The organism is Cupriavidus sp. HMR-1 (genome assembly GCF_000319775.1).
GTDB lineage: Bacteria > Pseudomonadota > Gammaproteobacteria > Burkholderiales > Burkholderiaceae > Cupriavidus > Cupriavidus metallidurans.
Window position 1 is genome coordinate 1 of record NZ_ANKP01000144.1, and the last position, 16,274, is coordinate 16,274.

General features: G+C 57.2%; 6 protein-coding genes and 1 pseudogene. 1 reads left to right on the plus strand and 6 read right to left on the minus strand.

Annotated features, from left to right (window positions below):
• Together D769_RS31895 and D769_RS17815 are read right to left on the minus strand one after the other, a co-directional pair.
• Positions 1-1,571, minus strand: a pseudogene (locus D769_RS31895) (hypothetical protein); the annotation flags it as partial.
• 8 nt (positions 1,572-1,579) lie between these two features.
• Positions 1,580-4,318 (minus strand): hypothetical protein, encoded by a 2,739-nt coding sequence (locus tag D769_RS17815; protein ID WP_008647717.1) that lies wholly within the window; start codon positions 4,316-4,318, stop codon positions 1,580-1,582.
• Between the two features lie 708 nt (positions 4,319-5,026).
• Here D769_RS17815 and D769_RS17820 point away from each other — a divergent pair.
• A complete protein-coding gene (locus D769_RS17820) occupies positions 5,027-10,072 on the plus strand; it encodes a RecQ family ATP-dependent DNA helicase (RefSeq protein ID WP_241227878.1) in 5,046 nt (1,681 codons plus the stop codon).
• 714 nt (positions 10,073-10,786) lie between these two features.
• Here the strand turns inward: D769_RS17820 and D769_RS32710 are convergent.
• The 4 genes from D769_RS32710 to D769_RS32550 all read right to left on the minus strand — a co-directional run.
• Complete coding sequence (locus D769_RS32710; RefSeq protein WP_241227879.1) at positions 10,787-11,470, minus strand: helix-turn-helix domain-containing protein; 684 nt, start codon at positions 11,468-11,470, stop codon at positions 10,787-10,789.
• 1,548 nt (positions 11,471-13,018) lie between these two features.
• Complete coding sequence (locus D769_RS17835; RefSeq protein ID WP_008647726.1) at positions 13,019-14,044, minus strand: TniB family NTP-binding protein; 1,026 nt, start codon at positions 14,042-14,044, stop codon at positions 13,019-13,021.
• Between the two features lie 2 nt (positions 14,045-14,046).
• Positions 14,047-16,029, minus strand: a complete 1,983-nt coding sequence (locus tag D769_RS17840; RefSeq protein ID WP_206537006.1) for a Mu transposase C-terminal domain-containing protein — start codon at positions 16,027-16,029, stop codon at positions 14,047-14,049.
• 13 nt (positions 16,030-16,042) lie between these two features.
• Positions 16,043-16,274 (minus strand): hypothetical protein (locus D769_RS32550; RefSeq protein ID WP_008647731.1); only part of this gene is annotated, 232 nt, incomplete at its 5' end.

Genomic DNA, 16,274 nt, shown 5'->3' on the forward strand with positions numbered 1-16,274 from the left:
CATCGAATCTCGTGCTCACGCACAATACCCGCACGCGCACATGCGCGATAGCAGCTAGCGAATACCTCGGGCGGCGCGTGTAGTTCGTTTGCCGCACCGTCGATGCCACGCACCCAGGTTGCAAGGCGAGGCCAACGCTCCAGCGTTGCCTGCAGCGCAATCGCTGCCTGTGCGAGCTCCGACCGCAGCGTGAAGAAGCGGTATGGCCCCGCCCTGTTCTCTGGCTCAGCCGACCAGGGCCTCTTGATGAAGTGCGCGACGATTGCAAGGCGGTGGTGGCGACGGTCAGAAGTGGGTTTCTGCGCCATGAGCTGGTCCAGTGCCCTCAGCAAAGCGTTCATCGCTGGGACTCGTTGATTGGGAGTCTCCCGGAGGTGCTCATTGCGTAAGTACTTCCAATAGGCTCCCAACACCGCATGCAGGAGATCATGGTTCTTCTCCAGCGACGCTTTTGGAGCTATACGCCCCTCGAGATACCCGGTCCGGCTGAACGCCGTGCCTGTGCCATGCATTGCGAGGAATCGCAGCCGATAGTCCTTCTCAGCCAAATCGCGTAGACCAACAAAGGTGAGTTTTTGGAACTGATCGAATCCAAACTGCTCCTCGCTCTGTACGAGCAGTCTGTAGTACTGGTTCTGCAGCAATAGATAGAGATGATACATGCGCTCCAGGGCGGTACACGGGCTGGCCATCAGCCTGTTGATAAGGCGGACCTGCCAGTCAATCTCGTCCTGGATACTCATCTGCATGGGGCCTTGAGGCGGCTCTGGTCCTGCACCACCAGGCAGTACAGCAGCAAAGTCGCCGGGCAGTCGTACATCGCTTGCAAGTTCGCCGCGTGCAGCGGCTCGTAGCCATAGACGGAGCGTGCGCGATACTAAAAGTTGCCGGTATAGCTCAGAGGGGTTCAGTGTCGGGTTGATCGCTAGGGCGAGCTCGCGGATCCTGGCTGATGCCGAGCTACCGCGATCCATCCACGTGTCACTAAAACTCCGAGTCTCGGACTTTGGATCGCGCAATGCGCGCATCCAGCAAAGTTCTGCGTGCGTGCTGCCGTTGAGGTGCAGATGGGTTTCATGGAGGCCCTCCCGCGCAACATAGTCTTCGACCAACGCGTCGTGTGGCATGAGCAACGGCGCAAGATTCTGTGCCCAGGCCGGAACTGGACTTGCAGCGCTCCCCGCAGCCGCTTGTTTCCAGGCTAGGACAGGAAGCCCACATAGACGGCTTATCACGCTCTGCTGCCATGCGCCGAAGCGCATGCGCCTCACAACTATCTGCCCATGTCGCTGCTCGAGGAATTCTTGTGCGATGCATCTAAGTGCACCCATCACCCACAAGGATCCTGCGTCGTTCTTCCGTTCCTCCGCAAGGTGCCGCCAATTGCTATCAAAGACATGGTCCGGGTACCGTGCAGACCAAGGCAGGTAGCTTAGGTATACAGCCTCTCGCAGCGCCTTGTCATCTAGCACTTGGGCGAAGGGAAGCTCCTTGATTGCGGATAGAACCTGATGGCTCGATAGCAGCGTTGTGGCAATCAAGGACGCCACAGAACAGAAGCGATTGCTCATGGCCTTAACTACTCCTGCACTTGCTTTTTGCTTCGGCGCAGCCGCACTCGCGTTTGAACTACGGGCGTAGCCGTAGGTGCGATTGTGGCTTCACCGCCGGCGTCGGCTCCTTCCTGCCGAGGCGATCCTGACGTGAAGGACTTCCAGCCGGCGATGTAAGTCTGGTTAATCGCCGTCCATGCCCAATCCGGGCACAATAGCGACAGGACGTCTAGTCCGGGCTCCAGTTTGCGGATTGCCTCCTGATAATCCGAATAATTGCTGTTCAACAATCCGAGGACTAAGGGGCAGGTCGCAATGATCGTCGTCAAAGGGACTGCCTCGCGATCGACATCGACTCCTTGCAGCTTCTTAATAAACTCCTGCGGCGACGTGCGTGGGTTGGTACGACCGATTGCCGGATGCTTTGACTCTGCTCGAGATTCATCGATCAGGTGATGGTCGCATTCCTCTACAAGGAATGCATTAATGACGCACAGCGCGAACAGTTCCATGTAGCTGGCGACGCCGCTCATTCCAGTGCGATTGTCGGACACCCGTGCCACGCTGAAGTAAAGTCGCGTCCAGATCTTTCCGATCAGCACCGAGGAGGGGGTTGTCTTGCTACGCAGCCCACGAATGCGATCCAGCCATTCTTCAACGTGCCGGCAAAGGTCGTCCAGGTTTGGATCGTACGCTCTACGTTGCACTTGCGGTCCGGCGAATTGCCCGTCGCCATCGCTCTCATCGTCCGCCGAGATGCCCTTCGCGGCCAACTTGCCGCGGTTGGATGCGGTTTCGTCGACAAGGCTCTCTCCGACCGAGATGGGATTGGAAATGCTGAGAGGTGGCCACATCTTCGACAGCTCGGAACGGACGTTTCTTGACCGGTTGCTGTCGTACGGCACGGCGAGGAGTCGCTCTATTAGCCCGAGAACGTGATAGATCGACGCGAAGGTGCGAGCGTTGAGCCCCGACACCTCGACTAAGCTCATCGCAAACGCCGGAATGGCGCGCCCTGCGTCGATCCAGGAATCTATAGCTGCTTGCACTGTCCTGTACTGGCCGGCGACCTCCTCTGAAACGCCCCGAGGCTTTCGCATGTTGAGGCAAACGACGCCATGTCGAATCAGTGGAAAATTTGGGTTGAGCGGAAATGAGGCAGACACAACGCCAGTCGCGTGCCAGGCCCAGTTCAATGAGTCATCGCGACGACCGATGCCCATGTATTGCTTGTATTGCTTGAGCGTGCCCGATCCTTCGCGATAGAAGGAAACGCTTCCCGGGCCAGTCAGCATGTATCGAATTGTCAAATCAGGCCTGCCCGCACAAAGCGCTGCAACGTTTGAAGACAACGCAGCGAAGCTGCCACGAATGTCCGGATCACTAGCCTGTGGTCGGAGATACGTCGCGGTGTCATAGTCGCCGTCCCGCATTGCCAGCTCGAACACGGCATCGGTAAGCCCAGCGAGGTTGCCGGCGACGATTGAATCAATATCAACACCAAGCTTATACATGCTCCCCAGCAACGTTGCGCGCAGGCCCTCCCGCAGTGCGCCTGACAGATCTAGGGACCAACCCGATGAGACAGCCGTTTCGGAACTCGACTGCGACAGTAGAGCCGCGCAGCGCGACAAGACCTGCAGGACAGAGCGCAGCGGCTGCGTCAGCAGGAATTCCTGGAAAAGAGCGATGTCACGTGGATTCTTTATCCGAAGACCGCGTCGAATTACCTCTTCAAGGACACAGAGCACGTCACGTGGCCCTACCCATTCACTATGCGTAAACTCATATCGAATGCTGCCCGTTTTCGCCAGCAGGGATGGTTCCAGCAGGTTCCACAGCGGCCGCAACAACACTCGCCGCTGGACCGGAAACAGCTTAAGTAGATACTGGTCCTCAAGGTGGTCGACCATGCGGTTTCGCTGATTTCTACGCTCCTCATCATGTCCCTTGCGATTGAAATCGCCGAGGTCCTCATGAAAATGGTCGCGAACCAGCAGCGAGTAGAGTTCCATATCGCCGGTCACAAGTACAATGAGGCGCGGCGTGTCGAGGTATTTGCGAATGCACTCAAGTACCCGACGCGCATGCTTCGCGTGGGTATCCGCATCGTCGAATGCCAGGATCAGCGCGTCAACGCCTAGGATCTCGCAGGCCGCGTCGAACACACTGTGAAGGGCGCGGCGAAGATCGGTGCTGTGACCGGCGCGCTCGAGACCCCAGTCTAGGAAGAGCTCGGGGTCGAGGTCCCGAAGTTGGTCGTGTTGGGGACCGATAACGCTCAATCCACCCGCTAGTTTCCTAAACTCCAAATCAAAGTCCTGGAAACGAGACTCACGTATCGTGACGCCTACTTGCCGATGCTGACGCACCTTTTGATTGAGCGCATGGAGCACGGTAAGGAGGACAATCTCATTGCTCTCTACGCGGCTTGGATCGATGTAATCAAGGGCAGCCACGACGCCAGCCTTCCGATCAAACTTTGTTGGGAGGTTGCTGTAGATCGACCAAAGGAACGTCGACTTGCCTGCCCCGCGGGTACCGTCAAGAAAGTAGACGAGCCCACCACCCGAGACCGGACTCTCAGTACGAGATGGAACGTCTCTCAGACTTCTAATGTCGTGCTCAATCTGAGCTTTCAGCTTATCGAAGCAGACGCGCTGGATCAGCTCCTCGGCCGCAACGTTACTACTGCCCTCGCTCCGGTCCAGATTGATCGTGATAACAAAGCGCGAGTCGTTGCTTGGCGTCGCAGTTTCTGCCATAAGTGTCCCTTGGTTGGATAGGCATGTTCGTGTAGGCTGCACATTATGAATAATAACGCAGCCGGATCTGCGTTTTTGCTCCACAGATCCGCTCGCACTTGCGAGCAGCCATTATCTCGCCCCAACCTAATTCGGGTTTCGGAATGACTATAGCCGGCCTGGTTGCGCACGAGTATTGAAGTCCGCTATTTGGCGCGGATTCAACCGGCCGAATGGCCGGCTGACGAAGATGACCGATGGCAAGTACCGCTGTACCACTGACAGGGGCCACGCTGGCGCAAGACGGGAGGGCTGGCATGAGTGGATCGGCCGCAGAGCTGGAAAGGCACGTGCGTATCGAACCGGAGGGTCAAATACACGAGCTGCACCATCTCGACCAGTACTTTCACGCCTCTGATTCCCGATGCAATGCTCGAATCCCTCACGCAAGAACAAGAACGATGGTTCTAGGAATCTCTTGTACGGGGTAGCATATCCCGCATCTGCCATATTCTGTGCAATATTGCAAGCAATCCTATCCTCGGAGGTCGCGATTGCTGGCATGTTGCGCTGTTGGATCGGGAGCCGGCAGGAGAAAGGACCGACTGGCGAGAAAACAAGAGGAAATGAAGGTCGAATTCTATGAGGGACGAGGAAGACAGGACGGAAGTGGATAACAGCTTTTCACCACGGTGCGTGTCAATCGATCTCGAAGTAGGGGTCGAAGATATGCGCATTCACCAGTTTGCAGCAGTCCGCGGCGACACGGGCGAGGCCCTAGTCCATCGGCGCGGCAATCTTTCGGCGGCGCTAGAAAAGCTCGATACATTTTCTCAGGCCTGCGCGTTTCTCCTCGGGCATAACCTGATAGCGTTCGATCTGCCTCATCTGGCGGCGGCGAACGCAAACCTGCATCTGCTCGGCATGCCCGCAGTCGACACATTGCGGCTCAACCCTCTGGCTTTCCCGCGCAACCCCTACCACCACCTTGTCAAGCATTACCAGGATGGCCAGCTCAAACGCGGCCGTCTCAATGATCCGGAATTAGATGCCCGTCTGACCCTGGAGGTTTTTCGCGACCAGCGTCGGGCCATGCAGGAGCTAAACAATGCTAATTCGGATTATCTTGTCGCGTGGCATTGGCTCACCACCGTCGACGAACCGGGTTCTGGGCTGAATGCTTTCTTTGCCTCAATACGCCGCGCCCTGCGACCGACGGACGAAGATGCCACTGCCGCTATCGATCGTCTGTTGGCGGAGGAAAGCTGCTCCACGCATCGCGGCCGCATTGTGGCAGACGCCAAGCGTGAAGGTTGGGGGCTCGCCTATGCAATCGCCTGGCTTTCCGTAGCGGGAGGCAACTCGGTAATGCCGCCCTGGGTGCGCAGCCAATTCCCAGAGGCCGGCAGGCTGGTCAAGCTGCTGAGGGACACGCCCTGTGATGCACCTCACTGTGCTTGGTGCCAGGTGCGCCACAACCCAGACAAGGAACTGGCCCGCTGGTTCCCGTCATTACCCGGATTCCGATCTGAGCCTGTTGGTGAAGACGGCAAGCCACTGCAACGGAGCATCGTCGAGGCCGCCATGCGTGGCGAGCATGTGCTCGGCATTCTGCCCACTGGCACGGGCAAGTCGATCTGCTACCAGATCCCAGCGCTGTCGCGCTTCAACAAGACTGGAGCGCTGACGGTGGTCATCTCGCCATTGGTCGCGCTGATGGCTGATCAGGTGTCCGGCCTCGAAGCGAAGGGAATCACCTGCTGCGCCGCGCTCAACGGCCTGCTCTCAATGCCTGAGCGCGCCGACGTTCTGGACCGCGTCCGGCTGGGCGACATCGGCATCTTGATCATCTCGCCCGAACAATTGCGCAACCAGGCCTTGCGCAAGACACTCGCGCAGCGTGAAATTGGAGCATGGGTTCTCGACGAGGCGCACTGCCTCTCCAAGTGGGGGCATGACTTTCGGCCGGACTACCGCTACGTCGGCCGTTTCATCAAAGATAGGGCCGGCCAGGGGTCCGTTCCCGCTGTACTTTGCTTAACTGCCACCGCCAAGCCGGACGTCGTTGACGACATCCTCGGGCACTTCCGCGACAAGGTGGGCGTCGAACTCAGGCCATTCAACGGTGGGGCTAATCGCACTAATCTCGATTTCTCGGTGGTGCCCACTACACCGGAGGCAAAATTCGAGCACATCTCGAAGGTACTGGCATCTGCTCTTCCCCCGCACAGTAAGGATGGCGCAATCGTCTACTGTGCGACGCGCAAGAAGACGGAGGAGGTGGCCGCTGTCCTGCGCGAGAAAGGCATCCATACTGAACATTTTCATGCCGGACTTTCGCCGGAAGCGAAGAAAAGTGTTCAGGAGCGCTTCATCAGCGGTGAGCTACGGGTAATTGCTGCAACCAACGCCTTTGGCATGGGCATCGACAAGCCCGATGTCCGGCTGGTGGTTCACGCGGACATCCCAGGCTCCCTCGAGAACTATTTGCAGGAGGCAGGCCGAGCGGGACGAGACCGCAACCCAGCTCGCTGCGTGCTGCTGTACACGGTGGACGACGTCGAGCGGCAGTTTGGCATGTCCGCGCGTTCGCGCCTGACACGCGCCGAGATACAAGCCGTCCTCCGCTCGCTGCGCAGCTTGGATCGCAAGAAACGGAACGACGGAGAAGTAGTCGCCACGCCAGGGGAGATCCTAGCGGAAGACCAAGAAGGCAACTTCGAGCGCGATTCTGCCACTGACGACACACGCGTACGCACCGCCATCTCTTGGCTGGAGGAGGCCATCCTCCTAACCCGCGAGGAGAATCAGGTTCAAATCTTCCCCTCTTCTTTGCATGTGAACTCGATCGAGGAAGCCAAGAACAAACTAACGGGAACACCGCTGGCCGATGTCTATCGCCAGCAGCTGCTGGCCCTGGTGGAGGCATTGCTGGATGCCAACGCCGACGCGGGCATTTCCACAGACGAGTTGATGGGGATTTCTGGCCTCAGCGCCGAAAAGATCCGCGGTGCCCTCTTTGACCTCGAGCGTCTGGGCATTGCCAGTAATGACACGGCTTTGACCGCCTTCGTCCACGCTGCTGTGGAACGTTCCTCGTCAAAGCGGTTGGAGGAAACGGAGTCCATGGAGCAGACTCTGATCCAAATGCTGCAAGAAGCGGCGCCGGACCTTCATAAGGGCGAGCCATCCGTGCTTCATTTGAGGCGCGCGGCTCAGCATTTGAAAGACGAAGGTCACCCCAATGCCCTACCCGAGAAGATCTGGCGCCTCGTGCGCAGCATCTCCAATGACGGTCGCACGGAAGACAACGGCGCCGGGAGCTTACGTATCCGGCGCCTGGATGCGGAGACCATCCAGATACAGCTTCAACGTCCTTGGGACAAGCTAGCCACGACCGCCAGTCTACGCCGCGCCGCAGCCAGGCACTTACTTGCGCATCTTCTCTCCTGCCTTCCACCCACGGCGCGGGGCACAGACCTGCTGGCAGAGACAACGCTGGGCAAGCTGCTGTCGGCACTGGAAGCCGACCCTACGTTGTGCGGGCAGGTCAAGGAGCCCGCCAAGCTGCTCGATCGGGCGCTGCTGTGGCTGCACGAGCAAGAAGTCATTCGCCTGAACAAAGGTCTGGCGGTCTTCCGACCGGCGATGACGATCCGGCTCGAACCGGACAGGCGCGGCTTCCTGAAAGCCGATTTTGCGCCGCTGCAGTTGCACTACGACGAACAGGTTACACAGATCCATGTGATGGGGGAGTACGCGCAGCGCGGATTGCGCGCCATGCAGGAGGCCTATGAGTTGGCCAACGACTACTTCAGCTTGACACGGGACGCCTTTCTGCTGCGTTGGCTGCCCAACCGGGAGAAAGAACTATCGCGACAGACTACACCGCATTCTTGGCAGCAGATCGTGGATGCGCTCAACAACCCTAACCAGAAACAAATTGTCACCGACGATCGAGAGCAGACCAATGTGCTGGTGCTTGCCGGCCCAGGATCCGGCAAGACGCGCGTCTTGGTGCACCGCATTGCCTACCTCGTCCGCGTGCGGCGCGAGAATCCGAACGGTATCCTGGCTCTCGCCTACAACCGCCATGCGGCCGTCGAGATTCGCAGGCGCCTGGCCAGCCTGATCGGTGACGACGCCAAAGGCGTTACCGTCCTGACATGCCACGCCCTGGCCATGCGTCTGGCAGGCGTGAGCTTCGCCGGGCAGGCCGACAAGGTCAACGGCGACCGGTTCAAGGAGGTGCTGGAGCAAGCTATTAAGCTGCTCGATGGTACCGACCTGGCGCCGGAGGAAGCGGACGAGCAGCGCCAGCGACTGTTGGCGGGCTTCCGCTGGATTCTGGTGGACGAGTATCAGGACATCGGCCCTGAACAGTACCGGCTGATCTCAGCACTTGCAGGACGCACATTGCAAGATGAAGACAACAAGCTCACCCTCTTCGCGGTAGGCGATGACGACCAGAACATCTATAGCTTCGACGGTGCGTCGATGGAATTCATCCGCCGATTCACCGACGACTACCAGGCGAAGCCCCAGTTTTTGGTCGAGAACTACCGATCGAGTGCCAACATCATCGATGTAGCAAACCTCATCATACAACCGGCCTCCGAGCGCATGAAGGCCGAAGAGCCGATTACCATCGACCGTGCCAGGCGCCGGCTGCCGGCGGGCGACGCCTGGGAAGTGCGCGATCCGGTCGCGCGGGGCAGGGTCCAGGTGCTGCCTGCGGGTGACTCCCCAGCTCAGCAGGCACTGGCGGCGATCACCGAGCTACAGCGCCTGGCCTCGCTCGACGCTAACTGGAAATGGAGCAACTGCGCGGTGATTGCGCGCGAATGGCGGTACCTGGAACCGGTTCGCGCTTACTGCGAACACCTCAACATCCCGGTCCAGATGGCAGACAACGAGGCAACCAAGTTCTGGCAGCTGCGCGAAACGCAAGCCCTATTGACCTGGTTGCGCGGCAGCGAGCGGAAGCTCATTGACAGTCAAGCCATCAGCCTCTGGTTGAACACGCAAGCCGACGGCCCGTGGTGGGCATTGCTGCGTGAGGCGGCGTATGCCTACGAGCTGGAGACGACAGGAGTTGAGTTGCCGGTCGGCCACTTCATCGAGTGGTTGGCTGAATGGGCCCGTGAAGCCAGACACCGCCAGAGCGGCCTCCTGCTGTTGTCTGCGCACAGTTCGAAAGGCCTCGAATTCGAGCGTGTTGTGGTACTCGACGGTGGATGGGAGAGGGTTGGGAAAAACGAGGACCCGGACGCACCTCGCCGCCTCTATTACGTCGCCATGACACGGGCAAGAAGCATGCTGATACTTTGCCGCCTAGCTAGCGGCAACAAATTGATCGATGCGCTTCCAGCTTCGAGCGGAATAATGAAGCGCGCGCCGGCGGCTCTGCCAGAGCCGATGCCTGCGCTTTCCCGGCGATATCAGCGCCTCACACCAGCAGACGTGGACCTGGGCTTCTGCGGTCGCCTCGTGCCAAGCCATTCCGTACATCACGTGATCGCTGCATTGCGTCCCGGCAGCCCGCTCGAAGTACGGCGTGACACCGATCGATGGGAATTATTGGATTCGTCATCCAACCTGGTGGTGGGGCGCTTGTCGCGCAGCTACAACCAACCGTTGGGATTTGCCCGTGTCTATGCACGTGTGCATGCCATCATCATCCGTCGATTGGATGATGAGGATGAGGGCTTTAGGCGGACGGTCCGATCTGCGCAGTGGGAGGTTGTGTTGCCAGAGTTGGTATTCGAGTCGTAGGTCGGTGTAAACGAACATCAAATATTGGCCCGAACTTCGAGCGTCGGGAATAGCGGCCGCCAGCCTTCAGCTACACGCAACAGTCGAAGCTTCCTCACCGAGGCAGTGGGCCTCTTGGAGCCATGAGCTTTCAAAAGCTGAATGATCCTGAGGCCGTCAAACGGGCGCTTGAAGAGTTCGTACAGCTTGGGCGGACTGCCTCTGCCCCTACTCCGGTCATTAATTGCTCAAGGGAATGATCGGGAACGGCTGTGGACTCAACCAGTCTACGTTCCGGTGGATACTGAGTCGCCTGCGACCGCTCTTGTCGTGTCAAACGGCTCGCTCCACCACTAACTGCCCGCTTACTAGATCTAGTCGCATCAGCTCACGTCTGCCATTAGGGTGCACGCGCACCGCACGGCCAGGATAGCGCCGATCTGATATGTAAATGGCGCGCCCCTCCCTCAGGTGCCTCGACGCCTCACTGCCATCATCGTTGGCAATCATGTCTTCGAATGCCGCGAAGAAATGCTCCTCCTCGCTTGCCGTGGCGTTGTCCAAGACCCTCGGATCTATCATTGTCGCTCCATTGATTGTCCTGCAATGACACAAGGTCGTAGCCCCAAACTACTCATTCCGTCGCGCGGCAATTCGTTCAACACTACTCGGCCGTCATTGAAAGCCCTCCAGCATGAAACTGCCTGCGTACGGCGGACCGGCGACCATCGAACTTTACGGCCGTTCATTCTCCTTCTGCTGGGCACCCCCATTTTCGCTGTGCTCTACCAGTCTAATGGCTTCTTCCAGCGCGGCTTCTTCGAACTGCCAAACCGGATGTCCGTCGACTGGTGGTCCGCTTACTGCACGGAGTAGGCCATCCGCTATCAGCTTGTACAGCCGCTTCCTGGAAAGCCCATGCGTTCGCCTTACTTCTACCAGCGTCAGTAGCTTTGCATGCCGCCCAACGGCGGCAGTGACACTGTCCTTTAGGATCGAGCCCATTCGACGCCCACTCGACGTCGGAAAGAACCGGCCGACAAGCTCGCCCTTCTCCACAAGCTCTTTCACCTTTGTGGTTCGAATATGTAGGATCTTTGCGGCCTCCTTGACCGAGATCCACTCGTGCAAGTCACGGGACTCCGGCGAGAATCTGCGGTTTCTTTTTGCTAACTGACCAGTCCAGTTTCGGCCTATGTAGCTTTCGAATCCATCATGCAGGAACCCAAACGTCGCCTCAGGGAAACTCTTGTAGAGAGTGTGATAGAACCGGCCAAAGTGAGCCGATAGTTTGTTGCCGCTTGCAGCCGACCTTCCTCCAGCACTGATCTCATCGAGCAAACAGTGAAATCCGCCAGGCCGATCGAACAGCACCTCACTTGTAGCCTGGACCATGACGACAGCGTGGTCGAGTTGCATGACGCCGGAGATCTTCTGCGCTTTCGCTGTTTGCCGCATTGCATACGCACCGACAAACCAAGTAAGGCGAAGCAACTCCTCGGCCTTAAGTACTGGCAAGCCCGCCGAAAGCTCTTGCGCTACTGCAGAGCCAGAATGCAGTGCGGAGGCTAGCAAGTGTGCAAAGGAGCGAGCATACTCGGTGCATGGTAGTGCGGCGGCGGTCTCAAGTAGGGTCCCGCATGAGCACTTGCCGAGCGGCGCGTTGGTCCATCGGATGGCCTGCCTGCATCGGGGGCAATCATCACGTAACCAGACAGCGTGTTTGTGACAAGCAACGCCGAACGTCACGCCCCAAATTGCACGGTGATATCGTTGGTCGGCCAGACAGATTGGGCAATAGCGCTGAAAGCGGGTGTTCCAGTATCGCAACGCCACATTGCCACTATCGCGGACATTCAAAGACCCGAGTCCAAATACTGGCCCGCGAAGTATCGAAAGGGTAGCATCGTCGTGCCCCGTCAGCGCGCTCAGAGATGCTCGCCGTTCCACAGTGTCGTCGCTCGCACTCGCAAGGGAGATGCACCAACGAGGATGATCGAATCCGTTCAGTGAACTCAAGCGAAGGACGTAACCTTGCCTCGATTCATATGCTAACGGCAAGGGTCTAATCAATAACCGCATGCCTTTGCCTCCAATGAATCCAATCAATGGCGATGGGCGATGTAACTAGTCGTACGATGAAGGCTGGACCAAGTTCTGCTGTCAACGCATCTCGGCCTGAAAAGGTGTAGTCAAACTCTCGCCACGTATGACATGGTTAGGACTGCCGCCATATCAAAGCGATGATTTGCGGTGGAAAGCGGTAGTGTCATTTGTTCACACTCGCACCGTCTAACGTATCGTTCTGCGCTCTGAAAGAGCTGAATGGAATCAGCAACTAGCCAGTCCTCTATGAAGCGCTGAAACCCTCGAGAGCGCTCTTCGGCGAACGGAAGATCGTTTCTTAGCCAATCTTCCAGCGCCTTGGTGAATACCAGTACATTTTCAGGTGGCTCGAAATCACTTCGGATTTCAAGCGTAAGATCATTTCCACATTCGCATCGGACCAATTGTTCTCGGCGCCAATCCAGAGTACAACCGCACTTCTGGCACATATCGATCAACCATTGCCGGTGTCGTACGCACGCGCAGATGACGCGCAGGTCCCGAACAGCTGGCGTAGCTTCTCGCTCGCGCAGGCACTCAGCGCAAATCGCCGAACGTGTTCTGCGGAAAAGTTTCTTCGGCACATCAACATTCATGAACTCCACAACGTGTCCCAGCTCGGTAGATTTGGGCCGACAAGTCATCCTTGATAGGAGATCGGGGTCGATTCCGACCGATTCCGCGAGCAGTAGCAGAGGTACATGGCTCTTGACCCCGAATGACACAAGCTTGTTCAGCACCGAAGGTGCCCAATTTAGTGAGACAAGACCATTCAGCTCCCCTACCCTGTGAACATAGCTAAATAGACTCTCGCCTTTGTATGGCAACGGCCGGACAAGCAGCTTTGCAGGCAGCAGTCGATTAAGAGTAGCCACTGAACGGCTCACCAGTTTTGTTAAGTGATCTAGGTATGAAGTTGCAGTCAAACGGGTTTCGCTCGCGATCAACTTGGGCCCATATCGCGTTTTCGAATGCTCTTCCTAATACATCGAGATCTATGCAGTCGCGCTCCTCTTCCAGAGCGATCTTTATTGCATTACTTGTAAGTTTCATCAGATAGTCGATGAGCCCATTGGTCGCGTAGAACATGAGAGGGATCACCGCAGGCTCAATAAACGCTGATGGTCTGCGAAGCGGTGCCTGGGCATGAAGTGTGTTAAGAAACTCTGCGAACTTGATAGCTTCTGCCTTTGTCTTGATGGAGAATGGTGACAAGGTAGCTTGGGGAAGAAACCGGCGGCGCAGTTGCTCATTTACTTCGAGGATCCGTTTGCAGCGAGGCAAACCGAGTAGCACGAAGGGAACACGTGTGGCGTTGATCAATTGTTTGAGCCAATCGGCGACCTTGTACTCGATCTTGCCACCCGCGTTGTCGACGAACTGCTGAAATTCATCCAGCATTGCGAGTTCAACGCGACACTCCCTAAACAGGGTGATTATGCGTGCCGTCCTGCTTTCGGCGGAGCCCTTATCAGCGTGCGGATCGCCTAGGGCCATCAATATTCTCTCTGCGACATTTTTTATCGTTGGCGCCGACGGAAGTTCTAGCTCCAAAACCTTTATCACGGTACGTTCCTCGAACTCCTGACGCGGATATCTGGCGGCGTATGTTCTGCGAAGCGTGGACTTTCCCGCACCCGAGACACCCGTAATGAGAAGACAATCTGGCTCTTCTACTAAGTGGCGACCGTATAGGTGGCATCTCTCGATGGCCTGCACGGCTTTTGTGAATGCCGGGTATCGAATGAGTTTCCGCCTAAACTCGAATACGGCCGCGTCGGCGGGCCGAAGTGGCTGCGTGCCACTGGCGAACATATCGGACTGAAGGTCGGGGCGCCGCGTAACTGCATGGCGCTCTGCCCTATCGTTGCTGAGGCTTGATGCCATACTCACTCCTCATGCTCGCTGCTCGGAATCGGACGGTACTCAACGTCGTATCTCGACAGCTCTTGGTCGGCAAGCCATGACACGATGTAGTCGGAAAAATCCTTCTCTGTGGCAGGGGGCAGTTCATTTCTGTCCGCAGCAACTGGGGGAGTCTCAGCGTTTTGCCTGAGCACTTCCTTGGCCACAGGGGATCGCCGTTTTTTCCGCAGTCCCGGGGGGATCCGTGTCTGCAGGAGGCGCTCGGTAAATTCCCGAAGTTCCATCTTTGCGGCAAGCATGGCGTCGTGTAGCGGCAATGCCGCATAGTCTTCTTTCGCCTTTCTGCTGATAAGAGTATGTTGTTCCAACGACATGCCGTTCGCGACGTCCGGCGTTGTGCAGCTCGCGACAACATACTCTTTGCGCTCCAGATCCAAAACATGCACGGCGCCCAGGTCATCTGGGTCATATCTGACCGTGACTTCAAATGATTTCTTATCTCCGCGAATGCGCTGTAGTTCTGGAGAGGTGTATCGCAAGTTGTTCAGTTGAACGCCGTTCTTGTCCAACTGCCTCGTTTCGACTTGCCCAAGATATACCTTGAGGCGCCGCGCGTCAGGCGCAAGTTCAGGCGGGTCGATTTCCACGCCCTCTTTCCATCGCTGTAACGGGGCTGCGTTCACACCTCTGTGAAATGTTGCCCCATATACGTCCACGATCCACTTGTGGAGGGCCAGTTGAAGTTCGGCAAGCGTAAGCACTGCTTTGGCAACCGAATCGTAGTCGAGCCGCTTTGCGTAGGTCGAGTATGTGGTACCTGGCACCAGATGTAGAAAGTTGTAGTTGAGTGTTTTTAGAAATCGCTCGATGACACCTTTCAAATGCGGCAAACGCGGTGGACAGTAGAGCAGATGGGTGCCAATGTCCGCGCATGCAGCCTCTAGAGCCTTCGCATGAAACTCCAGGCCGTTGTCACAGACGATCGACTCGATCAGCCCGAAGCAAGGCCAGTCGCCTTTGACCTCGGGATGTATCTCGCGTATGTACGTCTTGGGAAGCATCGCGTGACGCAAGCATCGAAGTACCGAGGGGACGCTTGGCTTTCGGAAGCTCAGGTGGTAGCCAACGACCATACGCGAGTATCGGTCAATCATGACGGTCACCCACGGGCGCCCAAGAATGAGCGATGTGGCCTCGTCAACCACAAGCACATCCAACGGCGTATTATCAACTTCGACTCGCTGCAATGGCCGCGTGCATTCCGGCCCCTTACCAAACATGGCAAGTTGTTGTGCCGCAACTCGCTGCCCATAGCGACGCTTCAGGACATCGTATTTTTCGTATTGATCGAGAAATCTGTTGATCAGTCGCATTGAGACATCAGGCAATGCTTCTTCTGGCGGCCGCCCCAAGTTCGTCTTCCTAATCCGCGCATTTATCCAATCACGGAGTTTCACTTTTGACTCGCGCTGCTCAGTTAGATAAATACTCTCAATACCTTCGGCTATCAGGTCACGCAGAACATCAGGGTAATCGGAACGGGGCCGCCTACCTCGGAGCTCCCATTTGTCTATCAGAGCTCGAATGTCCATGTTGCCGAACACCCATTTCCGTCGCCAGGCATAGAAGCGTGCGATCGATGGCGGCCGACCTCCGGGCTCAATCTGTTCTGCACACGTGCGAAGCGATTCGCGGAGAATGTTCCGACTGAGTCCGAGCCGCCCGTCTGGACAAATCGCGGTTAGGTACCTCCACTTACGGATGGCCTTGTTGCGTATTACCTCAGGGAAGTCCGCCAGGCTTCGTTCGATAGGTTCCTGACGGGGGCACCCGTCATCGTCCGCCGGAAATTCACCGAGCGTCGTGATCTTGAGACGAGCCTGCGCATACAGGCTTAGGAGTTCCAGATTCAAGTATTCATGCAGTGCTCCGTCGTTGGCTGCGCGTAGGTACAAACGGTTACCAACAATTTCAACGATACGATGATAGACAGCGTCGATCGTCACAATTGATCCTCGCTTAAACGAACAACGCGTCATCATCGGCCTCCGCGAAAGGTCGAACCATTGTTTCAGCGCCCAACGGCTGATGAAGGTCACAGACGAGATTGCGAAGGGCCAGTGCCTCTAACACGTTTCTATGGCTTCCGAGTATTTCGGTCGCCTCTGCAAAGCTGACCTGGTGGACGCCTCTCCAATCCATGTCCATGCGGGCGTTCGGTACTAATTCGTAAGCGCTCAATTGACGACGT

What these genes read in the sequence shown, in the direction of transcription:
- D769_RS17815 (WP_008647717.1), bottom strand. Translation starts at nt 4,318, where the DNA reads ATGGCAGAAACTGCGACGCCAAGCAACGACTCGCGCTTTGTTATCACG.
- D769_RS17820 (WP_241227878.1), top strand. Translation starts at nt 5,027, where the DNA reads ATGCGCATTCACCAGTTTGCAGCAGTCCGCGGCGACACGGGCGAGGCC.
- D769_RS32710 (WP_241227879.1), bottom strand. Translation starts at nt 11,470, where the DNA reads ATGCAACTCGACCACGCTGTCGTCATGGTCCAGGCTACAAGTGAGGTG.
- D769_RS17835 (WP_008647726.1), bottom strand. Translation starts at nt 14,044, where the DNA reads ATGGCATCAAGCCTCAGCAACGATAGGGCAGAGCGCCATGCAGTTACG.